At 42.4% G+C, this 24,450-nt stretch carries 20 protein-coding genes; 10 read left to right on the forward strand and 10 right to left on the reverse strand.

The genetic code is table 11. From position 1 onward, the window contains the following. The 7 genes from rffG to trxA form a co-directional block, all read right to left on the reverse strand. Positions 1–1,071, reverse strand: a complete 1,071-nt coding sequence (gene rffG, locus EAE92_RS02455) for a dTDP-glucose 4,6-dehydratase (RefSeq protein ID WP_214066920.1) — start codon at positions 1,069–1,071, stop codon at positions 1–3. Further along, a complete protein-coding gene (gene wecC, locus EAE92_RS02460) occupies positions 1,068–2,330 on the reverse strand; it encodes a UDP-N-acetyl-D-mannosamine dehydrogenase (RefSeq protein ID WP_214066921.1) in 1,263 nt (420 codons plus the stop codon). The genes rffG and wecC overlap by 4 nt, the downstream gene beginning before the upstream one ends. Positions 2,331–2,334: 4 nt before the next feature. Further along, the gene (wecB, locus tag EAE92_RS02465) at positions 2,335–3,456 is read right to left on the reverse strand and encodes a non-hydrolyzing UDP-N-acetylglucosamine 2-epimerase (RefSeq protein ID WP_214066922.1); all 1,122 of its coding nucleotides are present in this window, start codon (positions 3,454–3,456) and stop codon (positions 2,335–2,337) included. A gap of 127 nt (positions 3,457–3,583) precedes the next feature. Continuing rightward, positions 3,584–4,639, reverse strand: a complete 1,056-nt coding sequence (wzzE, locus tag EAE92_RS02470) for an ECA polysaccharide chain length modulation protein (RefSeq protein ID WP_214066923.1) — start codon at positions 4,637–4,639, stop codon at positions 3,584–3,586. A 29-nt stretch (positions 4,640–4,668) separates the two neighbouring features. Further along, positions 4,669–5,754 carry a UDP-N-acetylglucosamine--undecaprenyl-phosphate N-acetylglucosaminephosphotransferase gene (gene wecA, locus EAE92_RS02475; RefSeq protein WP_214066924.1) on the reverse strand — a complete coding sequence of 362 codons (1,086 nt, stop codon included), beginning with the start codon at positions 5,752–5,754 and terminating at the stop codon, positions 4,669–4,671. A 288-nt stretch (positions 5,755–6,042) separates the two neighbouring features. Next, on the reverse strand, positions 6,043–7,302 hold the full coding sequence (rho, locus tag EAE92_RS02480; protein WP_011148733.1) for a transcription termination factor Rho: 1,260 nt from the start codon (positions 7,300–7,302) through the stop codon (positions 6,043–6,045). 477 nt (positions 7,303–7,779) lie between these two features. Next, positions 7,780–8,106 carry a thioredoxin TrxA gene (trxA, locus tag EAE92_RS02485; RefSeq protein WP_065388973.1) on the reverse strand — a complete coding sequence of 109 codons (327 nt, stop codon included), beginning with the start codon at positions 8,104–8,106 and terminating at the stop codon, positions 7,780–7,782. Between the two features lie 118 nt (positions 8,107–8,224). Between trxA and rhlB the strand changes: the two genes are divergently transcribed. Both rhlB and gppA read left to right on the forward strand, forming a co-directional pair. After that, a complete protein-coding gene (gene rhlB, locus EAE92_RS02490) occupies positions 8,225–9,511 on the forward strand; it encodes an ATP-dependent RNA helicase RhlB (RefSeq protein ID WP_214066925.1) in 1,287 nt (428 codons plus the stop codon). Between the two features lie 6 nt (positions 9,512–9,517). Continuing rightward, complete coding sequence (gene gppA / locus EAE92_RS02495; protein WP_214066943.1) at positions 9,518–11,020, forward strand: guanosine-5'-triphosphate,3'-diphosphate diphosphatase; 1,503 nt, start codon at positions 9,518–9,520, stop codon at positions 11,018–11,020. Positions 11,021–11,070: 50 nt separating this feature from the next. Here the strand turns inward: gppA and rep are convergent, their stop codons facing one another. Together rep and ilvC are read right to left on the reverse strand one after the other, a co-directional pair. Further along, positions 11,071–13,098, reverse strand: a complete 2,028-nt coding sequence (gene rep, locus EAE92_RS02500) for a DNA helicase Rep (RefSeq protein WP_214066926.1) — start codon at positions 13,096–13,098, stop codon at positions 11,071–11,073. A 158-nt stretch (positions 13,099–13,256) separates the two neighbouring features. Further along, the gene (gene ilvC, locus EAE92_RS02505; RefSeq protein ID WP_214066927.1) at positions 13,257–14,735 is read right to left on the reverse strand and encodes a ketol-acid reductoisomerase; all 1,479 of its coding nucleotides are present in this window, start codon (positions 14,733–14,735) and stop codon (positions 13,257–13,259) included. 189 nt (positions 14,736–14,924) lie between these two features. On the opposite strand from ilvC, the gene ilvY reads away from it, so the two are divergent. Beyond that, positions 14,925–15,806, forward strand: coding sequence for an HTH-type transcriptional activator IlvY (gene ilvY / locus EAE92_RS02510; RefSeq protein WP_214066928.1), 882 nt, complete (start codon positions 14,925–14,927; stop codon positions 15,804–15,806). Between the two features lie 579 nt (positions 15,807–16,385). Beyond that, positions 16,386–17,240 carry an AraC family transcriptional regulator gene (locus EAE92_RS02515; protein ID WP_214066929.1) on the forward strand — a complete coding sequence of 285 codons (855 nt, stop codon included), beginning with the start codon at positions 16,386–16,388 and terminating at the stop codon, positions 17,238–17,240. Positions 17,241–17,470: 230 nt separating this feature from the next. On the opposite strand, the gene EAE92_RS02520 is transcribed toward EAE92_RS02515, so the two are convergent. Continuing rightward, the gene (locus EAE92_RS02520; RefSeq protein WP_214066930.1) at positions 17,471–18,556 is read right to left on the reverse strand and encodes a flavin-containing monooxygenase; all 1,086 of its coding nucleotides are present in this window, start codon (positions 18,554–18,556) and stop codon (positions 17,471–17,473) included. Positions 18,557–18,950: 394 nt separating this feature from the next. Between EAE92_RS02520 and EAE92_RS02525 the strand changes: the two genes are divergently transcribed. From EAE92_RS02525 to EAE92_RS02550, 6 genes are all read left to right on the forward strand, one after another. Next, the gene (locus tag EAE92_RS02525; protein ID WP_040150226.1) at positions 18,951–20,129 is read left to right on the forward strand and encodes a LuxE/PaaK family acyltransferase; all 1,179 of its coding nucleotides are present in this window, start codon (positions 18,951–18,953) and stop codon (positions 20,127–20,129) included. Between the two features lie 16 nt (positions 20,130–20,145). After that, positions 20,146–20,502: an iron-sulfur cluster assembly scaffold protein gene (locus tag EAE92_RS02530; protein ID WP_046395377.1), complete on the forward strand. Its 357-nt coding sequence runs from the start codon at positions 20,146–20,148 to the stop codon at positions 20,500–20,502. Next, positions 20,499–21,689 (forward strand): cysteine desulfurase family protein, encoded by a 1,191-nt coding sequence (locus tag EAE92_RS02535; RefSeq protein ID WP_214066931.1) that lies wholly within the window; start codon positions 20,499–20,501, stop codon positions 21,687–21,689. The genes EAE92_RS02530 and EAE92_RS02535 overlap by 4 nt, the downstream gene beginning before the upstream one ends. A 114-nt stretch (positions 21,690–21,803) precedes the next feature. Beyond that, entirely contained in the window at positions 21,804–22,040 is a 237-nt protein-coding gene (locus tag EAE92_RS02540) for an acyl carrier protein (protein WP_011148745.1), read from the forward strand. Positions 22,041–22,320: 280 nt separating this feature from the next. Next, positions 22,321–23,586 (forward strand): beta-ketoacyl-[acyl-carrier-protein] synthase family protein, encoded by a 1,266-nt coding sequence (locus EAE92_RS02545; RefSeq protein ID WP_040150229.1) that lies wholly within the window; start codon positions 22,321–22,323, stop codon positions 23,584–23,586. Beyond that, positions 23,583–24,398: a MaoC/PaaZ C-terminal domain-containing protein gene (locus EAE92_RS02550; RefSeq protein ID WP_046395380.1), complete on the forward strand. Its 816-nt coding sequence runs from the start codon at positions 23,583–23,585 to the stop codon at positions 24,396–24,398. Before EAE92_RS02545 ends, EAE92_RS02550 begins: the two co-directional genes overlap by 4 nt. Positions 24,399–24,450: the final 52 nt, after the last annotated feature.

Below are 24,450 nucleotides of genomic sequence, written 5' to 3' on the forward strand. Positions count from 1 at the left end.
TCAGTTTTTACCTAATCCAAGGCGTTCACCGGCATAAGAGCCGTCTTGAACTTTACGCCACCAGTTTTCATTTTCCAAATACCATTGAACTGTTTTACGAATACCTGATTCAAATGTCTCTTGAGGTCTCCAGCCTAGCTCACGCCCAACTTTCGCCGCATCAATGGCATAACGCATATCATGGCCTGGACGATCCGCAACATAAGTAATCAAGTCTCGATAATACGCAATGCCCGCGGGTTTCTCAGGACAAAATTCTTCCAGAAGTTCACAAATTGCACAAACCACATCAATATTTTTGCGTTCATTATGACCGCCAATATTGTAGGTTTTGCCCGGCTCAGCTTTTGTCACAACCAAATAAAGCGCTCTGGCATGGTCTTCCACATACAGCCAATCGCGAATTTGTTTCCCTTCACCATATACCGGTAAAGATTTTCCTGCTAATGCATTTAAGATCATCAGTGGGATCAGTTTTTCCGGGAAATGGTAAGGACCATAGTTATTTGAACAGTTGGTGATAATGACCGGTAAACCATAAGTCCGGTGCCATGCTCTTACCAAATGATCGCTGGATGCTTTGGACGCCGAATATGGGCTACTTGGCGCATAAGGTGTTGTTTCGGTAAAAAAGCCCTCTTCATCATGTAAATCACCATACACTTCATCTGTTGAAATGTGGTGAAAACGGAAAACAGTCTGTTTCTCTTCACTGAGTTTCTGCCAGAAAGCACGCGCAGCTTCCAACAAAGTATAAGTACCCACAATGTTGGTTTCGATAAATGCCGCAGGGCCATCAATAGAGCGATCCACATGGCTTTCTGCCGCCAAATGCATCACACAATCCGGCTGATATTGTTCAAAGACCCGATCCAGCGCTCCACGTTGACAAATATCAACCTGTTCAAACGCATAACGAGAGCTATCTGCAACCGGGGCAAGAGACGCCAGATTACCGGCGTAAGTCAGGCTATCAACCACAACCACGCTGTCTTCTGTATTATCAATGATATGCCGCACAACCGCGGAACCAATAAAACCTGCACCACCTGTGATTAGAATACGTCTCAACGCCAGACTCCTTTTGTATCCACAATCCACTTCTGTTTAATTTCATGACTGTTTACAGCTTTAAACTGATTATGGTCCACCAGCATCAACAGAATATCTGCTTCTTCCAGCGCCTTTTCCAGATTAACTAATCGAGTTATTTCCTTCAAAGAAGCGGGTAATTCATGAACATGAGGCTCTACAGCCAGCGTTTCACCTGCATGCCATTGCGCAATAATACCGGTGATATGTGCCGCCGGACTCTCACGCAAGTCGTCAATATTTGGTTTAAACGCCAAACCAAAACAGGCAATTTTCACTTCGCTTGCACGTTTTCCACTTTCAGCTAAACAATCCGCAACAGCCGCTTTTACTTGCTCCACAACCCACAATGGTTTGTCATCATTAACCATACGTGCGGTATGAATAAGACGTGATTGTTTCGGGTTTTGAGAAACAATGAACCACGGATCAACAGCAATACAATGACCACCCACGCCAGGGCCTGGCTGGAGAATATTTACACGCGGGTGGCGATTTGCCAAACTAATCAGTTCCCACACGTTGATTCCTTGATCAGCACAAATCAGGGAAAGTTCGTTGGCAAATGCAATGTTTACATCTCGGAAACTGTTTTCTGTCAGCTTACACATTTCTGCCGTTCTTGAATTAGTGACAACACATTCACCTTCAAGGAAAATTTTATACAGCTCACTAGCTCTGGCCGAAGATTTTGACGTCATACCGCCAACAACGCGGTCATTCTTAATTAATTCAACCATAACTTGCCCTGGTAACACACGTTCAGGACAGTAAGCGATATCAATATCAGACTCCTCACCAACCTGTTGTGGGAAAGTTAAATCAGGACGCGCTGCTGCCAGCCATTCCGCCATCTGCTCCGTCGCGCCTACTGGCGAGGTAGATTCCAAAATAACCAGATCACCTTTTTTCAGCACCAGCGCCACAGATTCGGTTGCGGAACGGACATACGTCATATCCGGCTCGTGATCGCCTTTAAAAGGCGTCGGGACAGCTATCAGAAAAGCATCTGCTGGTAACGGAGCAATCACAGCTTTCAGGTAACCGCCTTCTACGGCAACTTTCACCACTTTGTCTAGATCCGGTTCTACAATATGAATTGCACCACGGTTGATGGTTTCTACTGCATATTGATTAACATCCACGCCAATGACTTTCTTATTGCGGGATGCAAACGCTGCCGCCGTTGGCAAACCAATATAACCAAGACCAATAACAGAAATAGTTTCAAAGCTCATAGTGTCACCTGATTTTTTTCAAAGCGTCGAGAATACGTTGACAGGCATCGCCATCCCCGTAAGGATTATGAGCGCGGCTCATTTGCTGATAGGCGGCATCGTCTGTCAACAATCGAGTCACCTCTTCCACGATAGTTTTTGTTTCTGTTCCTACCAAACGTACCGTTCCAGCATCAACCGCCTCTGGCCGTTCAGTCGTGTTACGCATCACTAACACCGGTTTTCCTAAAGAAGGGGCTTCTTCCTGAATACCACCGGAATCTGTCAGGATCATATAGGCATGGTTCATTAGATAAACAAATGGCAAATAATCCTGCGGTTCGATGAGAATAATGTTGTCAATATCATGCAAAATGCGCTTTACTGGCTCACTGACATTCGGGTTTAGATGAACCGGATAGACGACTTGCACATCTGGATGAGCGCGGGCTATCTGTGCCAACGCTTCACAAATTCGTTCAAATCCTCCACCAAAACTCTCACGACGATGCCCCGTCACTAGGATCATTTTTTTATTAGTATCAATAAACGGGTAGTGCTTCGCTAGCTTACTTCGCATTGCCTCGTTACTCATTATTCGATCACGTACCCACAGCAATGCATCAATCACTGTATTTCCGGTAACAAAAACTCGATTATCTGTAATTGATTCTTTCTGTAAATTCTTACGAGAGTTTTCCGTCGGAGCAAAATGATACATTGCCAGATGTCCAGCAATCTTACGGTTCGCCTCTTCCGGCCAAGGGGAATAAAGATCACCCGTTCTTAATCCAGCTTCAATGTGACCAACAGGGATACGTTGGTAGAACGCAGCCAAACTGGTTGCCATCGTTGTTGTCGTATCTCCGTGAACCAATACAACATCAGGCTTAAATTCTGCTAAAACAGGCTTTAATCCTGCCAAAATACGACAGGTAATATCTGTTAGATCTTGCCCTGATTTCATAATATTGAGATCAAAATCGGGAATGATCTCAAAAAGGTGTAACACCTGATCCAACATTTCCCGATGTTGGGCGGTGACACATACTTTCGCTTCGAAGGCTTCATCCTTTGCCAACGCGTGTACTAGAGGAGCCATCTTAATGGCCTCCGGCCGAGTACCAAACACAGTCAACACTTTCACAGTGACTCTCTTATAGTCAGTAATTTGCAGATTTTCCTGCAAACAATACTCTTAATGCTATTTACTCCTGCGGCTGGAGTTGCAGAAGATATCCCTTCAGAAATAGTTATTTCTAATAATTATCTGATTATTTACGCGAACATCTAACCAATGCCACGCCGGCCCCCACTAAAGCACCGACTGCCCCCCACATGATCATCAAAAATATTCTGCGGGGACTGTCTCTGGTAACCGGCTCCTCTGGTGTTCTCAAATAGCGGTAAGCCTGGAATTGATCCTGTAATGTCGGGTCAACATTCAATGCTGCTAACATTGCAATATTCTGGTCATAGTCCACACCATACTTAGGCCCTATTGCTTCCAAAGTCTCAAGTTGAGCCTGTAACAACGACGCCCCTAACATAAACATTTTTGAATCGGGCAACTGATCCACCGGCGTATCCGTTTGATTGCGCCGAATGCCTTGTTTCTCCGCAATTTTCAAGGACTGCTGTAATACATTCATTTCGCGGTTATAAACCGCTTTAGCGACCATTTCTTGGCGCTTAACCAATGCATCCATAGAATGGGCACGGGTAGTCCATGCACCTTTTACCTCATCATTTAAATGAGCGCTGGCGCGACTATTGGCAAAAGCAATGTACTGACGCAGTAGCTGATTTGCTTGTCTAGAAGACTCAGCGGTCAGTTTAATGCTGTCATTCAGCACTTTTTTATCATCATGAGGAATAAACTGAATATTATTGACTAATTCATCTAATAAGGCCGCATCAGCTCTGGCATCGCCCTCCTGCTGCTGCTTGTAATAATCAGATTTCAACCAGAATTCACGGCGAGTATCATATGCTGCAATTTGGGTGATAAATTCTTTATAGGCTTCTTCTGAAATAGACGGTAACTGAGTTTCCGGTGAAATGTTAATGTGAGTATCCAGATTGCGCAAAAACTGCTGTTGAGAATAATAACTTCCCAACTGATTAATCGTAGGCAGATCAGTAATTGCTGTGGCACTCCATTTTTGTTGCATCAGATAAGATGCCCCTAGCGCCGTAATTGCGAAAATTATTGCCAGTACAACAATCCATATCTTTCCACGCCATAGCGCACTGCACAAGGCTCTAATATCCAGCTCATGCTCCAGAGCTTGTTCATCCTGAATAGATTTCGTTTCTGATTTTATCACTGTACAGAACCTCTGCTAATAATAGATGTTTAATGGTGAGCTGAACGGCGCATACGACGCCTTTGCCGTTTAATGAAACGGGCTACCTTCCATACACGCTTGAGGCAATAGCCATACAACACAAATGCAAGCAAGAACAGTGCCAACATTACCCATTCAGGCACAAATTCCAACCATTCTCCGGTAATTCCGATAGCGGCTAATAAAGCGGCAGCAACAGTGATTAAAATAAAAGCCTGACGAGATGAGAACCCAGACCGCATAATTAGGTGGTGAATATGTTGCCTGTCAGGAGAAAATGGACTCATCCCTTTCCGTAACCGGCGATACATAATAGCAACCATATCCATTAATGGAATGGCAACAACCCACAACGCAGTAACTGGATTAACAGGATGTTCATTCCCCTGAGTAGATTCAATGAGCAGCCAGATAATGGTAAAACCAATCAGTGTACTGCCCGCATCTCCCATAAATACTTTGAAGCGTTGGCTTAATAAACCAAGATTAAGAACAATATAAGGGAGAATGGCAGCAATAAATGCAAAACACCATAATGCTAATGCCGTATTACCACTTTGATACAGCAAGATCCCCAAAGCACCGAAGGAGACACAGGATAATCCGCCTAGTAATCCATCTATCCCGTCAACCATATTGAATGCATTGATGGCTGCCCAGACAGCAAATAGTGTCACAACATAACTAAACGGTCCAAGTGTCATGTCCCAAGGGCCAAAAGCATAACCAAGACTATCTAATTTCAGGCCAGCAAAATACATCATCGCAATACCAACCAGCGCTTGGATGGTTGCCCGGACCTTAACGCTGATATCAAAACGATCATCCAATGCGCCAATAAATACCAGTAAAGTGGCACAAATTAAATACAGCCACTTATGAGGTATAAACTCGTTTGTTATAACAAAAGTAAAACAGATCCCAGCAAATACCGAAATCCCACCCACCAGAGGTATTAATCCCTGATGATGCTTACGATAATTAGGTCTATCAACGAGGCCAATCTTCTTTCCTACGATACGCGCCATAAATAAAAACGCAAACGAAAACAGGAAAATGCAAAAAACTTCGATACTCATACTGGGAATATTCACGATAAAAATTCTCCGTGAAAAACAAATATAGCCTGGTTATTTATTATCCATAGGTACATGGTTTTTCTGGCCAGGAACCAACTTCATAAATTCTTCGTTTCATGAGGGTATTCTTCTTTATTTATTCACTGTAGAAAAATTAATAACCTTTACATCTATGTATGACACTATTGGGAAACAGTATTATGCAAAATACATGCCATATACAGTGCTATAACAATACGGTGAATACAAAAAACGCCACAAAACTGTGGCGCTGATTAAAATGATCATGAACTGAGTTAAAAACTATGAACGTTTCATCATGTCAAAGAAATCGTCATTCGTTTTGCTCATAGCCAGTTTGTTGATAAGGAATTCCATCGCATCAATTTCTCCCATCGGATGAATAATTTTGCGCAGAATCCACATTTTCTGTAGCTCTTCAGAGGTAGTGAGTAGCTCTTCTTTACGTGTACCAGAACGGTTGTAATCGATAGCTGGGAAGACGCGTTTTTCAGCAATTTTACGGGAGAGATGCAGTTCCATGTTACCTGTACCTTTGAACTCTTCGTAAATCACTTCATCCATCTTGGAGCCTGTATCCACCAACGCAGTCGCGATAATGGTCAGGCTTCCACCCTCTTCCACATTACGCGCCGCACCGAAGAAACGTTTCGGACGATGTAACGCATTAGCATCCACACCACCAGTCAATACCTTACCGGATGCAGGGACAACAGTGTTATAAGCACGTGCTAAACGAGTAATAGAGTCAAGCAGAATAATCACGTCTTTTTTGTGCTCAACCAGACGTTTTGCTTTCTCAATAACCATCTCTGCCACCTGAACGTGACGAGAAGCTGGCTCATCAAAAGTAGAAGCAATAACTTCACCTTTTACCAGACGTTGCATTTCAGTAACTTCTTCTGGACGTTCATCAATCAGAAGCACCATCAATACACAATCTGGATGATTGTGAGCAATATTAGCAGCAATATTTTGCAGCAACATCGTCTTACCCGCTTTTGGTGGCGCGACGATTAGACCACGTTGTCCACGGCCAATCGGCGCCGCCAGATCCAGAACACGAGCAGTCAGATCCTCAGTGGAACCATTACCACGCTCCATACGCAAGCGGCTATTAGCATGCAGCGGGGTTAAGTTTTCAAAAAGAATTTTACTGCGGGCATTTTCTGGTTTGTCAAAATTAACTTCGTTAACCTTCAACAGGGCAAAATAGCGTTCACCTTCTTTAGGTGGGCGGATTTTACCTGAAATTGTGTCACCGGTGCGGAGGTTAAAACGACGGATTTGGCTAGGAGAAACGTAGATATCATCGGGGCCGGCAAGGTAGGAACTGTCTGCTGAACGGAGGAATCCAAATCCATCCTGCAATATCTCCAGCACGCCATCACCGAAGATATCTTCTCCGCTTTTCGCATGCTGCTTAAGGATAGAGAAGATAATATCTTGTTTACGCATACGGGCTAGATTTTCCAGCCCCATATTTTCGCCGAGTGTAATCAGTTCAGATACCGGCGTATTCTTTAATTCGGTAAGATTCATAATGGTGGGTTCTTAAACTCGGGGTATATCTCGAACTATGAACGTGAATAGTATGGCAGCGTCATCGATCGGTGCCTGTTTATTTTGTACAAAAAACAAATCAGACCTTTAATACGTTATTCATATAAAAAGGTAATAATTTGAAGTACTAAGATTGAGCTCAAATAAGACTGACAGGCTGTCAAAAACGCTGTTGAGATAATGCTGAAACATTACTGATTTCGATAAAAACTATCTCAACGTAACGAGCTATACGCCAGATTATTCCCGTATAACCCATTGGATATTTTAGACTATCCAGAGATAACAGACTTATCAGACACTACAGATTATTCAGTATGCAACATACTTCTAACATGACGTATGTGATACAAGCAGTGGCGCTAACTTATCACGCTTCTTTACGGACGTCTAGCGGTCAATGAAATAAATAATAATATACGCTAAACGCCCGGTATTAATGTGAGCTCACTTCAATCAGAGATTAGCATCCAAAAATTCTTTCAATTGAGTCTTTGACAGTGCTCCCACTTTAGTAGCAGCAACCTGACCATCTTTGAACAGCAACAGTGTAGGAATACCACGGATACCATACTTAGGAGCCGTTGCCGGGTTGTCATCAATGTTCAATTTAGCAATAGTCAGCTTGCCTGAATATTCTGGGGCAATTTCATCCAAAATAGGTGCGATCATTTTACATGGCCCACACCAGGCAGCCCAAAAATCGACAAGAACTGGACCTTCTGCGTTAAGAACATCAGTATCAAAGCTAGCGTCACTCAAATGAATAATTTTTTCGCTCATTTTTTACTCCAAAGAATAATTTTTTACCATGCTAGTGTAACATTACTGATATAAGGTTGCCTTTATTTCAGTGGATACACTTTCGTAAGACAATGGTTAACTGATATTCTACCACACTATGAGTAAAACACACTTGACAGAAAAGAAGTTTTCCGACTTCGCCTTGCACCCCAAGGTTATAGAAGCTCTTGATAATAAGGGTTTTTCTAATTGTACACCGATACAAGCATTGACATTGCCTTTCACTGTTGAAGGCCGTGATGTCGCGGGGCAAGCGCAAACCGGTACGGGGAAGACGCTAGCGTTTTTAGCGTCTGCTTTTCATTATTTACTGACTCATCCCGCAGCGGAGGAGCGTCAAACCAATCAGCCAAGAGCGCTGATTATGGCTCCTACCCGCGAACTTGCTGTACAGATTCATTCAGATGCAGAAAATCTGGCGCAGGTAACGGGTTTAAAGATGGGTCTTGCCTACGGCGGCGATGGTTACGACAAACAGCTAAAAGTACTGGAATCTGGTGTTGACATTGTTATCGGCACTACCGGACGTCTGATCGACTATACCAAACAGGGGCACATTAATCTGAATGCGGTTCAAGTTGTGATTCTTGATGAAGCTGATCGCATGTACGATCTCGGTTTTATCAAAGATATCCGCTGGTTATTCCGCCGGATGCCGCCAGCAAGCGAACGTATGAACCTACTGTTTTCTGCCACACTCTCTTACCGAGTCCGAGAATTGGCATTTGAGCAAATGAATCATGCAGAGTATGTCGAGGTGGAACCGCTACAGAAAACGGGACACCGTATCCGCGAAGAGCTGTTTTATCCTTCTAATGAAGAAAAGATGCGCCTGCTTCAAACGTTATTGGAAGAAGAGTGGCCTGATCGCTGCATCATTTTCGCCAATACAAAACATCGTTGTGAAGATATCTGGGCGCATCTGGCCGCTGACGGACATCGAGTTGGGTTACTAACCGGTGATGTAGCACAAAAAAAACGGTTACGCATTCTAGAAGAATTCAGCAACGGCCATATTGATGTTCTAGTTGCCACTGATGTCGCAGCCCGTGGATTGCACATTCCTTCAGTCACTCATGTTTTTAATTATGACTTACCCGATGATTGCGAGGATTATGTTCATCGCATTGGCCGTACTGGCCGAGCAGGTGAAAGCGGCCACTCGATCAGCCTAGCCTGTGAAGAATACGCTCTAAACCTGCCTGCGATTGAAAGTTATATTCAGCACGCTATCCCGGTCAGCAAATATAACAGCCAAGCCTTGCTGCAAGACTTACCGGCGCCTAAACGCCGCTACCGTTCGCGTTCAGGAAACCATCAGCGCCGTAACAATTTGTCGCATCGTAATAATACACCACGTAATAACCGTAAACGTTCAGGCTGAATAATGATGCTGAGTTCTTCTTCGCTCTATGCGGCTATCGACCTAGGTTCAAACAGTTTTCATATGCTGGTTGTGCGCGAAGTATCCGGCAGTATGCAGATACTGGCACGAATCAAACGTAAAGTCAGGCTGGCCGCCGGATTAGATAAAAATAACCGCTTATCTCAACAAGCAATGGAGAGAGGCTGGCAATGTCTCAGGGTTTTTTCTGAACGCTTACAGGATATACCACCATCACAAATCCGTGTTGTTGCTACGGCAACTTTACGCATCGCTGAAAACTCAGACGAATTTGTGAAAAAAGCAGCAGAAATCCTTGATTGTCCGGTTAAAGTAATCAGTGGCGAAGATGAAGCTCGGCTTATTTATCAAGGTGTTGCCCATACAACTGGCGGCCCTGAAAAACGTCTGGTTGTCGATATTGGCGGCGCAAGTACAGAACTGGTTACGGGGAATGGTGCAAAAGCCACTCAGTTATCCAGCCTAAGTATGGGTTGTGTTACCTGGCTTGAAGGCTATTTTAATGACCGTAGCCTGACGGAAGAAAATTTCGCCAAAGCCGAAGCTGCCGCACATGAAACGTTGAAACCCATTGCGCCAAAGCTTACCGAACAAGGTTGGCAGATTTGTGTAGGCGCTTCCGGCACCGTTCAGGCTCTACAAGAAATCATGATTGCTCAGGGGATGGATGAGCTGATCACTTTGCCGAAACTTCAAGAGCTCAAACATAAAGCGATTGAATGCGGTAAACTGGAAGAACTGGAAATAGAAGGGTTGACGCTGGAACGGGCTTTAGTTTTCCCAAGTGGTCTGGCTATCCTGATAGCGATTTTCCAGGCATTAGATATTGAAAGTATGATCCTTGCGGGCGGCGCCTTACGGGAAGGTCTTGTTTATGGCATGCTGGATTTACCAATAGAGCCAGATATTCGTACTAGAACACTACGTAATATACAGCGCCGTTTTCAGTTAGACGTTGAACAATCTCAACGAGTCAAACAATTGGCTGAACACTTCCTACCACAAATTGCCAAACCTTGGGAACTGGATAGCCGATGTCATGAATTATTACAAAGTGCCTGTCTGATACATGAAATTGGCCTTAGCATTGATTTCCACCAAGCTCCATCACATGCAGCCTATCTTATTAATTATCTCTCCCTCCCCGGTTATACGCCCGCACAGAAAAAACTCTTAGCCGCATTATTGAAGAACCAAAGCGGCCCCATCGATTTGTTCTCCTTTAATCAACAAAACGCCGTACCTCTGATACAAGCTCAACGTTTATGTCGCCTGTTGCGGTTAGCTATCATCTTCGCCAACCGTCGTCGAGATGACACACTCCCTGCTCTACGTTTAAAAGTGAGTGGTGAAGCGTTAACAATAACGTTACCTCATGGCTGGCTAATGCAACACCCTCTGAGGGCAGAGTCTTTACAGCAGGAAATTCAGTGGCAAAACCATGTTCAATGGCCACTTGTTTTAGACGAACAGGATGTTCAAACTTGAATAAAATCACTTCCCCTGTATCTCTTGATACAGGGAAATTTCCAACATATTTACGACTTATTTCTTTGTCCAAGCCCTAAACGCGATTTGATATCCGCAATACGCGATTGCCCTTTTTGCATTCTTTCTTCGGCGGTCACTATTTTTTTATCTTGCGGCCAATGTAAGTCATCCTGTGGCAACTCGTACAAAAAACGACTGGGTTCTGGGCGGATTAACTCGCCATATTGACGACGCTCTTTACATAAAGTAAAGAATAACTCCCGTTGAGCACGGGTGATCCCGACATAAGCCAGTCGTCGCTCTTCATCAATATTCTCTTCATCAATACTGCTCTGATGAGGCAGTAGCCCTTCTTCCATGCCGACCAGAAATACATAGGGAAACTCCAATCCTTTGGAAGCATGTAGAGTCATCAATTGCACTTGATCAAACTCCTCACCATCCTCGTCTCGCTCCAGCATATCCCGTAATGTGAAACGCGCGACCACCTGAGATAAAGTCATTGGTTCATTCAGTTCATCACCTTTCAGCATTTCACTCATCCAAGTGAACAACTGATTAATATTTTTCATTCGCATCTCAGCCGCTTTCGGACTCGGTGATGTTTCGTACAGCCAACTTTCATAATCCATACCATGCAGTAGATCACGCACAGCTAGCAAAGGATCTCGTTCAACCTGACGAGTTATCTCATCCATCCAGTGAGTAAAACGCTGTAGTGCCGCCAAACCGCGGCCGGTTAGACTTTGTTCCAAACCAAGATCAAAACTAGCCTGATAGAGACTTTTATCGCGCTGATTCGCCCATTCACCCAGTTTTTGAATGGTAACCGCACCAATTTCACGTCTTGGTGTATTGACAATTCTTAGGAATGCGCTGTCATCCTCAGGATTAGTCAACACCCGCAGATAAGCTAGCAAATCCTTAATTTCAGGGCGGGCAAAGAAAGAAGTGCCACCAGAAATCCGGTAAGGAATGCGGTTTTGCATCAGCATCTTTTCAAACACGCGGGATTGATGATTTCCTCGGTAGAGAATGGCGTAATCTTTATATTCGGTCTTATTGATAAAGTGATGCGCCATCAGCTCCCCAATAACCCTTTCCGCTTCATGCTCTTCATTATTAGCGGTAATCACTTTTAACGGATCGCCATACCCCAGTTCAGAAAAAAGCCGTTTTTCAAACACATGGGGGTTATTAGCGATTAAAATATTAGCCGCTTTCAGAATACAGCCAGAGGAACGATAGTTCTGTTCCAGTTTGATCACATTAAGCTTTGGGAAATCTTCTTTCAGTAACACCAAATTTTGTGGTCTTGCGCCGCGCCATGAATAGATCGACTGGTCATCATCACCCACCACCGTAAAACGAGCCCTTTGTCCCACCAACAATTTCACCAGTTGATATTGACTGGTATTGGTGTCCTGATATTCATCGACCAACAGATAACGGATACGGTTCTGCCAACGCTCCCTGACTTCTTCATCACGCTGCATTAGCAAAGTCGGTTTGGTAATCAGATCGTCAAAATCCAATACATTACAGCTCGTCAGATGTAAATCATAACGACGATAACATTCAGCAAACTGATGCTCCTGAGCAGAACGGGCCAATGCCAAAACTTGCTGTGGAGAAAGCAGATCATTTTTCCAGTTTGAGATAGTAGAAATCAATTTTTGCAATAGATCTTTATCTTCTTCCAGTAAATCGGCTGTTAAATCTTTCAACAGAGCCATCTGGTCTTGATCATCAAACAACGAGAAATTGCTTTTCATTCCTAACGCTTTGTACTCGCGCTTAATGATTTCCAATCCCAACGTATGGAAAGTAGAAATCATCAACCCCTTCGCCTCTTTGCGCCCCAAAGTTTGTGCTACACGCTCTTTCATTTCCCGCGCAGCTTTATTAGTAAACGTCACAGCGGCGATATGGCGAGGCTGATAGCCACAAGTACGGATAAGATGAGCAATTTTATTGGTGATCACTCTAGTTTTGCCGGAACCTGCTCCCGCCAGAACCAGACAAGGACCAGTAACAAATTCGACAGCTTGTTGTTGGCTAGGATTTAATCGCATGATGTTTAATAAGTTATATCAGGACAGTATCTCAGGGGGATAGAATTGTAGCAGAAAGAGGGGAAAGGAAACTCGGTTTTCTTTGTGAAGGAAAAGGACTCTACTGGTTGATAAATATTAAATGCAAAGAGGGAGAATTTCTCCCCCCTTATCTTTAATCAACCGCCAACAGCAATACGTTTCATATCTGTCATGTAACCACGTAATACGCGGCCAACGACTTCAATTGGGTGGTTACGGATAGCTTCGTTTACCTCGCGTAACTGGGCGTTATCGATACCGTTATCTACAACCGGTTTACCTAAATCACCCGCCTGTAGCGAACCCATAAACTTCTCTTTCAACAAAGGAACCGCAACATGAGAGAACAAATAGTTACCATATTCCGCTGTATCAGAAATAACGACATTCATTTCGTACAAGCGTTTACGAGAGATAGTATTCGCAATCAGCGGTAATTCATGCAGAGATTCATAATAGGCAGACTCAGCAATAATACCGGTATCAACCATAACTTCGAATGCCAGTTCAACCCCGGCTTTCACCATAGCAACCATTAAAACGCCATGATCAAAGTATTCCTGCTCACTGATTTTGCCATCATATTCAGGTGAATTCTCAAACGGAGTGTTACCCGTTTCCTCACGCCAACCTAACAGTTTCTTATCATCATTGGCCCAGTCAGCCATCATACCGGAAGAAAATTCACCAGAAATGATATCATCCATATGTTTCTGGAACAGCGGCGTCATCATTTCTTTTAACTGTTCAGACAGCGCATACGCTCGCAGTTTTGCCGGATTAGACAGACGGTCCATCATCAGGGTGATGCCGCCTTGTTTCAGTGCTTCTGTGATGGTTTCCCAACCAAACTGGATCAATTTTCCTGCATAACCCGGCTCAGCGCCATCTGCCACCAGTTTGTCATAACACAACAGTGAACCAGCCTGTAACATACCGCACAGAATGGTTTGCTCACCCATCAGGTCAGATTTCACTTCTGCCACGAAAGAAGATTCCAAAACACCGGCGCGATGCGCTCCTGTTGCCGCGGCCCATGCCTTAGCGATTGCCATGCCCTCGCCTTTAGGATCGTTTTCCGGGTGAACTGCGATCAAAGTAGGCACACCAAAACCCCGTTTGTATTCTTCACGCACTTCAGTACCGGGACACTTAGGCGCTACCATCACCACAGTGATGTCTTTACGGATTTGTTCACCGACTTCAACAATGTTTAAACCGTGGGAATAACCCAGTGCGGCACCTTCTTTCATCAACGGTTGAACTGCGCGAACAACAGAAGAGTGTTGCTTATCTGGCGTCAGGTTAATGACCAAATCAGCCTGCGGTACCAACTCCTCATAAGTGCCGACTTGAAAACCACTTTCCGTCGCTTTACGCCATGAAGCACGTTTTTCTTCAATGGCCTCTTTACGCAGGGCATAAGCGATATCCAGACCGGAGTCACGCATATTCAGGCCCTGATTCAGCCCTTGCGCTCCGCAACCGACGATAACTACTTTTTTGCCTTTTAAATATCCTGCCTCATCAACAAACTCTTCCCGCGCCATAAAACGACATTTACCTAACTGCGCCAACTGCTGACGCAAATTCAGCGTATTAAAATAATTAGCCATTAGTGACTCCGTATCATGTTGTGCTCAGCAATGAAGTGCTGCGACTGTTTTTTAGATTTCCTCACCCTGTGAGGGTTTATATATTTTCAATATATGACATGAAAGCCATTGCTTAAATTGATATATTAACAATACTACATTGCATTTTATGCAATACAGATTATTGGACAGGAAAAGGGGGAATAAGCTATGGATATACGCGATCTCAAACTGTTTCTACATCTGGCTGAAAGCTGTCATTTTGGCCGTACAGCAAAAGCAATGCATGTCAGTCCATCCACATTATCTCGCCAGATTCAGCGTATTGAAGATATTTTGGGGCATCCACTATTTTTACGGGATAATCGCACCGTAAAATTGACCTTTGCCGGCGAGCAATTTAAACAATTCGCCCAACAAACACTGCTACAATACCAGCAATTAAAACACTCACTGAATCAACAAAGCCCATCTCTAAGTGGCGAGTTACGTCTGTTTTGTTCAGTCACCGCGGCCTACAGTCACTTACCACAGATCCTAGACCGTTTTCGCGCTGAACATCCTATGGTTGAAATCAAACTCACCACAGGTGATGCCGCAGATGCAGTCAATAAGATACAGTCTAATGATGCTGATTTAGGTATCGCCGGTAAGCCGGAGAAACTACCAGATAATGTTAGCTTCACCAAAATCGGTGAAATCCCATTGGTACTGATCGCGCCCTCCCTTCCCTGCTCTGTACGCGCACTCGTCATACAAGAGTACCCTGACTGGAATAACATTCCCTTCATTTTGCCGGAACATGGCCCTTCACGTAAGCGCATTGAACACTGGTTCCGCCACCATAAAATTAACAACCCGTTGATTTACGCTACCGTGTCCGGTCATGAAGCCATTGTTTCTATGGTTGCATTGGGTTGTGGAGTGGCATTAATTCCTAATGTCGTTGTAGAAAACAGTCCTGAACCGGTACGTAATCGCATATCTTTATTGGACAATATTTCTCTAGTAGAACCGTTTGAGTTGGGTATGTGTGTACAGAGAAAACGGCTTAATGAACCCTTAATTAAAGCGTTTTGGGGATTGTTATAACAAACTGCTTTAACAGGTCTTTTTATTTATTACAAGACTAATGCAACTTATTTTTGGTATTATGCCAATATACTTATAGTTTATGCGACCTAATTCACAAAGAACATAAAAATATAACCATATTGTTCTCATGATAATATGTTTAATATAAGTTATAACCAATTAAAATAATCATATAAAAATATTGGCTCCGCATTAAATTTTTGGTCATTAATTATGTTAAGAAAGAAAATACTTTTAATTATATCAAGCAGATAATAGCTATTTAACGTTTAGCGATTCCGATATTGTTAAGATTGGCTAGCAAAAATTAAATATTCCACCCGTGAAAAACAGGTGGAGGATAATTCTTTACGCCATGTCATAACGATATTTTACAATAGTGGAATTATTTTCACCTAGATACCAGAGGAGGCAACTTCATAATAACCATTTAATAGTTTTGTGATGGCATAGTAACTAATAATAATTATTTAACGAGTTAATATAATTTAATTAAAAAATAACACCTAGAATTTATAATAATTATATTGAATAATTAATTCAAATATACACAATAATTTAATAAAGGGCACCATCATGTTACATAAAATAGACAAATCACCGTATTTTATTAAATTCTATAAATTCCATCTACAAGATCTGGTTTTCTCTTATAATATGCAAACAGAATGGCATCATCATCCTTGTATCCAATTGAGTGTATCACCACATAATTCATTCATGAGGATTGATACCGAAAATGAATCGAGACAAGCACATGGATTCATTATTTCTTCTAATATTAAACATAAATTACACTCGGAAGGGCAACTCTGTTTTAATTTACTGATAGACCTAGCCAACCCACTATGTCATTTATTACTACATCAAATGAGAGGTTCAGATATCATATATTTAAATCAAGAATCATCCAGTTTAATAGCAAATTATTTTATTAATTGTTTACAATCAGAAACCTCTCCAGATATTTTCATCTTAAACAACCTTTTAGGTAAAATAGAAGATTGCCATTGTTATCAGGATAAACGAATCATGAAAGCAGCCTCTCTTATTACTGAATTACCGGTTAAATGTATATCTTCTCGTGAAATATCAAATCAGCTCTATTTATCCGAGAGTCGATTCTTGCACCTATTTAGAGAAAAAATGGGAACTAATTTCCGTAGTTATCTACTATGGAAGCGTCTGCATCATGCTATTGATGAGATACACTCATCAGATTCACTGACTTTACTAGCTTGTAATAGCGGATTTTCCGATGGCGCACATTTCAGCCGTACCTGCATGACGCTATATGGATTAAGACCTTCTGAATTAAAACATGCCAGTAAGAACAAAATGCAACAAGCACAACAAAAATATTTCAATTTATCATCAACATTAGCAGGTCTAAATTCTACAACACAAAACATTTGTGTTATGAATAAATAATACTTTTGATACATTACCCAAAATAAATAATTTATATTTATAACCGTTATTATCAAAGCCAATATGTTAGAGATTCTGTATCATTTTATTCCTAATAGCACATTTATATTATGCACACTTAGTAATGATACAGAATTCAGAAAAACACCATAACAACATTACCTAATAAACCATCAATCCACGCCCGATAAAACATACAGAGTAAAATATCACTATTCTGAATTAATCATTCATTTTAATGGTACATGCTCTTTCAGATAATTTTCCACCCATTTAGCAACCCGACAGGTGTCTTTATAAGCCCCTAACATCAGTTCAGAACCACGGCTACTCAACCATTTCCGCCCAATGATAAATAACCCAGGATAAGGGGTTTTCCCGCCTTCCGCATGGCCATTTTTACAAATGAATCCATTAGCATCCGCAGCACCGGGAAGTGTTAACCATGCTGTATTATCTTTATACCCCAAACACCAGATAACCGTATCTACTTCATATTGATTGCCAGACAAGTCACATAATTTATTATTTTTTATATCAACTAACCTATTCGCTATTTTTATATCCAAAGCAGCTAATCGATGGTTTTTCAGATCGCCACAAGGGATAGGATTACGCCGCCGCATAATTTTCCCGACCAAACTGTAATAATTGGCAAATAACAAGCCACTTTTACTTAACCACCAAAAAATATCTTTGCCCAGTATTCTATTAGGTAAGAGAGGACGGGAAGAACCACAAAATAACGTCACCTTCGTCGTTGCAGCCAAATCTTTAGCAATCTGACGACCACTCGCGCCATCACCAACGACAGCGACTCGGCTGCCTGCTTTAATTTGTTTTGGCTCCCGATATTGATCTGCTCCGATTTGCTGTATATCGGTAGAAAGCTGTTCGGCAAGCGCTGGAATATCGGCTAATTGATTAGCGCCTGTTGCATTAACCAAACAAGGCGCATGAAATACTTTTCCATCTTTTGTTTCAACACGATAGCCATTTTTATCATGCTTCACCTCAACCACTTCAGTTTGAGTATGTATAGCAAGGTTATGATGTGAAGCATAACGTTCAAGATAATCAGCAACTTCATTTTTATCTGGATAACCCTCTTTAATTCCAGGAAATGGTAAACCATGAAGCTGAGTCATACCGCGTGAAGTGAATAGCAGCATATTATCAGGACGCCTGCGCCACACATCACCAATACGCGCTTCTCGCTCTAATATGCAGACATTAATATTCTTAGCTGCAAGAATAGCCGCTAAACTTAGTCCGGCTTGACCGGCACCCACAATTAAGCAATCCATTTTCATCATGCGTACTCATTTTCTAATTTGGTATTTATCTATATTTTGTTTTTATCATTATCGAAATCTTAGGACAATGAAAAACTTGCCAAAAGAACACTCAATAGATCAAAAAACAACGAACTTCACAAAAATATAAAAGACAATTAAAAAATTTACTTGAATTAACTGGTCATATTCGTACTAAAGTGAATATTTTGAATAAACCAGCTATTTTTAGCATAATTTTAACAATATTGACAAATCCATATAATAATACAAGCAATAATATAGCCAATTTATTCAATAAAAATAAATTATTAATGACTATCCTTTTTGCCTACGTAACTTATGCTTTATTGCTATAACTTATAATACACAAAGATTAATTTATCTACTCTTTACCCTACCGGAGATGAAAAAAATGGAAAATATCAAAAATATATATGACGGTATAAAATCTCGGGGCGGAAATCCGCTAAAGTGGTTAATAGCCGATGTCGACTTACTCTATAAGCTGTCTAAAGAAGAGCAACAAGAATTAAAAACCTGTTTGCTTAAGGACGCTTTTCATTTCCATTATCATAATAATCCTTACTATAGAGATATTTGTGAAAAACAAGGTATTAAGCCAGAAGAGATCCAGAATTATAATGACTTAGTTCGCATCCCACTGATACCCGTTGCAACTTATAAATCAGCCGAAAGTCACCGTTTATTAAGCAAGCCATTATCTGAAATCGAACATGAAATGCGCTCAACGGGCACAAGCGGAATTCCTAGCGTTTATCGTCGTTGCCACGATACGATGGATCATACAGTATTGGCTGTCTATTCTAATTATCGCAGTATGTTCAAAGTATCCGGCGGTGCTGGCCTATGTTTATGCCCGTCAACAGAAGATATTCCAGAAATGGCGCTGGTTAAAATCTTTAATTTCCTGACAGGTCTGTTAGATACTCGACGCTATATGATTAATCAGGACCGCTTTTCTCCAGAAGATTCACTGAATCAATTAATCCAGTGGAAAGGCAAATTCACCCGGCATTTAATTGGTCCTCCATTCATGATCCATCGTTTTATTACGTTCCTAAAAGAGAATAATACCAAGCTCACTTTAGATCGCGATAGCATGGTAATTACTATGGGCGGCTGGAAACGTTTTACCGGGGATATGATCTCCCGCAGCGAATTGAATGCAGATATTGAAGAATGGCTGGGCATTCCAGCTTCCCGGACACGTGATATGTATGGTCTGGTTGAAGCAAACCTTCTTGCCATAGAAGATGAATATAACCATAAACATGTTCCTCCTTATATTCATTTCTCCGTTCGTGATCCTAATGATTTAACACGTGAGCTACCCGATGGTGAAACCGGACAATTAGTGATCTTAGATCCACTTTCTGTTTCCACTCCCGGCATGTTACTGACAGAAGATTTGGTCTACTTGCGTACCGATCCTAACAAATCCTGGCGCAATTCTCAGCGAGTTCAGTTTGTTATGCGTACCGCGGCTGCTAAAGAGTTTGGTTGCTGTGCGGTCAACCTTGAGAGAAAAATGTCAGACGATGAAGGTACCTCAGCTACACCCGCTGTATAAATAGCAAGGTGGAATTATGTTTAACAACATCATTATTGACAACTTTTGCAATCCTGACTGCCAGGGGACGTTATCCGCCCCCACCATTAAACTGGCATTAGGTAACCCGGTATGCGGTGACAAGGTTGATATCGACCTGACACTGGATAACCAGGGACGAGTAGATAATGCCTGTTTTCGTGCATGGGGATGTACCGCCTCCCTGGCAATGTCTAACCAATTTTGTCGCCATGCTAAAGGTAAGACTCTCGAAGAATTGAACGCATTATCACCTGAGGGCATTGATGCGTTATTAGGCGAGCTAGAACCGGCACAGCAACACTGCCTTGATATGCTGCATAAGCTATTCGAGCAGCTAAAGGGAAAAATATGACAAGCTTATACTTCGACTACAACGCCACAACACCGCTCAGTGTTAAAGCGCAGTTGGCGATTAAAGATGCAATGTCTATTTTTGCTAATCCATCCAGCCACTACAGCTTAAGCGACATGGCTAAAAAGTTGCTCATTGACGCTAGAAGATCGATGGCTTCATTAATGGGCACAGTCCCAGAGCAGATCCTGTTTACATCAGGAGGAACCGAAAGTAATAACCAAGCCTTATCCAGCTTGTTAACAACGCTTCCCGGTTCAGATCTGTCTGCCCATCATGTTATTAGCTCTTCCATTGAGCATCCGTCTGTTCTGGCGCCATTGCTCTGGTATCAGCAACGCGGGCTTCAGCTAACGTTGATCAACCCCGATAATCAAGGGCGGATAAGTGTACAAAGTATCCGTGAAAACCTACGGCCACAAACCCGTCTGATCACATTGATGGCAATTAACAACGAAACCGGCGTGATCCAGCCCTATGAAGCTGTCGCCTCTTTAGCAAAAGAAGCCGGTGTTTACCTGCATATCGATGCAGTACAGGCTATTGGTAAGCTCTCTTTTAGTTGTGACACACTTTCTGGCGTAACGACCGTCTCTTTCTCCGGCCATAAGTTTAACGGCCCGAAAGGTATTGGCGGGCTCTACCATGCACCGGGGATTCAATTAAATCCCTTGCTGCATGGTGGAGGACAAGAACAAGGAGTACGCAGCGGCACTGAGAACACCCTGGGCCTCGCAGGACTCACGGCAGCAGCTAAAGAATCACTGAACGGATTGCAAGAACGTTTCAATACTTACAAAACGCTCAGAGAAACTTTACTATCTCTGTTAGAACAGCATCGTGTTAACTACCTGATTAATGGCAATACCAATCCAGCGTTTCAGGCACCTTGGACACTCAATTTAAGTTTCCCGGGTATTCGTGCTGAATCATTAGCCAGCAGGCTAGATTTACGTCACGGCATCTCTTTATCTCTAGGATCAGCCTGTAGCAATAACAAATCAACCCAACGTTCTCACGTTCTGGCTGCTATGGGGTTGCCCGATGATCGTATTGATAGCGCGGTACGCATCAGCTTCGGATATACCACAAGTCAAGATGATATTGAGATATTGGCTAACGCCATCAAACAAGAAACGTATAACTTACTTAAAATTTCAGGGCTATCTTTAATCACCCAGGAATAATAGCAAAATGACAGTGAAAAGACGGTGTGGCAGGAATAACGCTTTTATTAATGATACTTATATTCCTGTGCCGAAACTCCGCCAATCTTATTTAAATTTTTAGGGGACATTAATATGAAACTATTTGAATTACTTCAATCTCAAATTACTGAATTAACTGATATCGAACCAGAAGATATTACTCTTGACACTCTACTTGATGATATTCATTTAGTGAGTCTGGATTTCGTTTCTATTCAAGTTGCTTTAAAAAGAGAAATGGGCATTCAACTGAATTTCGATAAATTCCAGCGAGACAACACGACGACAATCGGTGATTTTGTCAATTACGTCAGTGAATTAGCAAAATAATCATCACTAATACACTGGGATATTATACCCAATGGATTTCAAGATGCATCGCGACGGCAAGGGAGCGAATCCCCGGGAGCATAGAGAACTATGTGACCGGGGGGAGTGAGCGCAGCCAACAAAGAGGCAACTTGAAAGACGACGGGTATAGCTGTCTATGACAACATCACAACACAGCTAACATTCATTTTTATGATGCTTTTATCTACCAATCCTATTATTTGGTTGTATTAGAAAATAAAGCATGTCACCAAAAAATGAATTTTGGAGATAATGTTTCATGAATATTCAAACGGGCTATCGTCGCGTTGCCGTCACAGGTTATGGTTCTATCTGTTCTCTTGGGCAAAATACCCAAGAAATTTGGGATGCAATCCTAAATTATCGGGTAGGCTATAAAAAGGAAGAACACCCAGACGCTTCTGTTGTAGCAAAATTTTTCGGCAATATTCCTTTCTCTCCTGATGTATCACGGTTTTCCAAAAAATTATTAAAGAACCTACCCAAATTCAGCAAACTTGGGCTAATTGCGGCGGATGAAGCGATTAAGATGGCATTTGGTAACGATAAAGCCGCTCTTGACGAAAATTATTCCCCTTTTGAACGCGGCGTCATTTTTGGCACTGGCTGGGGTGGAGAAGATGCAACCGTTGAAAACAGCCATTCTTATGCTGATCAAGGCATTGCCTCGCCTATGACCAATATCATGTCTATGCACAGCGTAGGGACAGCGGCGATTTCAATGAACTGGAATTTACGGGGATACCAAAATACCCCGGTTGCAGCTTGTGCAACCGGCAGTATGGCGATAGGCGATGCGTTTGAACTTATCCGCAGCGGACGTACTAAAATGATGCTGGCAGGTGGCGGTGAAAGCATCAGAGATCCATTCATCGTCTGGAGTATCGACATTCTTGGGGCATTGAGTAAAGAACAAGAATCTGTCGAAAAAGCCTGTTGTCCATTCAGCCAAGATCGTAGTGGTTTCGTTATGTCGGAAGGCGCAGCAATATTATGCCTTGAAGACTATGACAGCGCTGTTGCCAGGGGCGCCAAAATACTGGCGGAAGTGATTGGCTATGGCAATTACTCTGATGCATCAGATATGACCGCCCCGGCACCTGATTGCAAAGGACGGGTCATGGCGATTCAGATGGCGCTGGAACAGGCCAAACTCTCTACCTCAGATATTCACTATATTAATGCTCATGGGACATCAACCCCACTCAACGACATTAACGAAACCGATGTTCTAAAAATGAGCCTGGGCGAACACGCTTATCGTATTCCTATTTCCAGTACAAAATCCTATACAGGCCATCTTATTGCCGGAGCTGGAGCAATTGAATCTATTTTTTGTATTAAAGCGATAGAGACAGCAACGATCCCCGCAACTATGCACCTAAATAATCCTGATCCGCTATGCGATCTGGATTATGTCCCCAATATCCATCGGACTCACCAAGTTATTGACACGGCTTTAAATGTTAACTACGGCTTCGGTGGTACAAACTGTGCGCTTATTTTTAGGAAAGCCGACAGATGAACGTTCAATTCAGCAAAGAAGATCTCAGTCAATGGGCTAAATTTTCTGGCGACTACAATCCTATCCATTTTGATGAAAAAATCGCAAGAGAAGTTGGGTTGGGTGGTATTGCAGTACACGGCATGCTGGCAATGATCCCGCTCAAAAGCGGATACGATTATCTGTCACAACCAAATAGGGAAATGGGCAGACAGTGGCACGTTAATTTGCGCAATCCCGTCCCTCTGGATGCCTGCTATTGTGTTAAAACTAAGCATACTGACCGAAATGGGAAAACGACCTTTAATCTGCAAGACGAAACAACTAACCTGAAACCTTTAGTTGGTCACTATAGCTGTTTCGATTTTTCACAAAAAACTGGCTTTCCTGAAAAACCACGTTGCCAAGTTCCCATACAAGAGACGATAAAGAAATCCATCGAATTCAAACATACCTTCCCGGAAATCAATGAGTTCTGGATCTTTCTCGATGCTCTGATGTTTTATCTTTTCATGCAGCAAAGTGCCAAAACCGCACTAGCAACAGAATTTAAAACCTATTTTGGCAAACAAGAACATGATGAAACATGCCTCAAAGACCTTATTGTCTTGCATGTCATGCACACCGTGAGTTTTTCTCCCGCGCTGCTCAATCGCCAAATCCCAGATGAAATGCCGAATATCGAATATACGATTCTGCCAAAAGATACATTCGATGTTGATGGGTCGTTATACGGTACGTTGGAAATCCCGATCTGGCTGAATGGAGAAATCTCTTTAGTTGTTGAGATGAGCCTGATGGGAACAACAAAAAGAAAGCAGATTGCCAACTAAGATTTGATGAATGCGGTATTGGCAGACGGATGGCAAAAATTTAGAGGAATAA

This window comes from Photorhabdus hainanensis (genome assembly GCF_018448965.1).
Classification (GTDB): domain Bacteria; phylum Pseudomonadota; class Gammaproteobacteria; order Enterobacterales; family Enterobacteriaceae; genus Photorhabdus; species Photorhabdus akhurstii.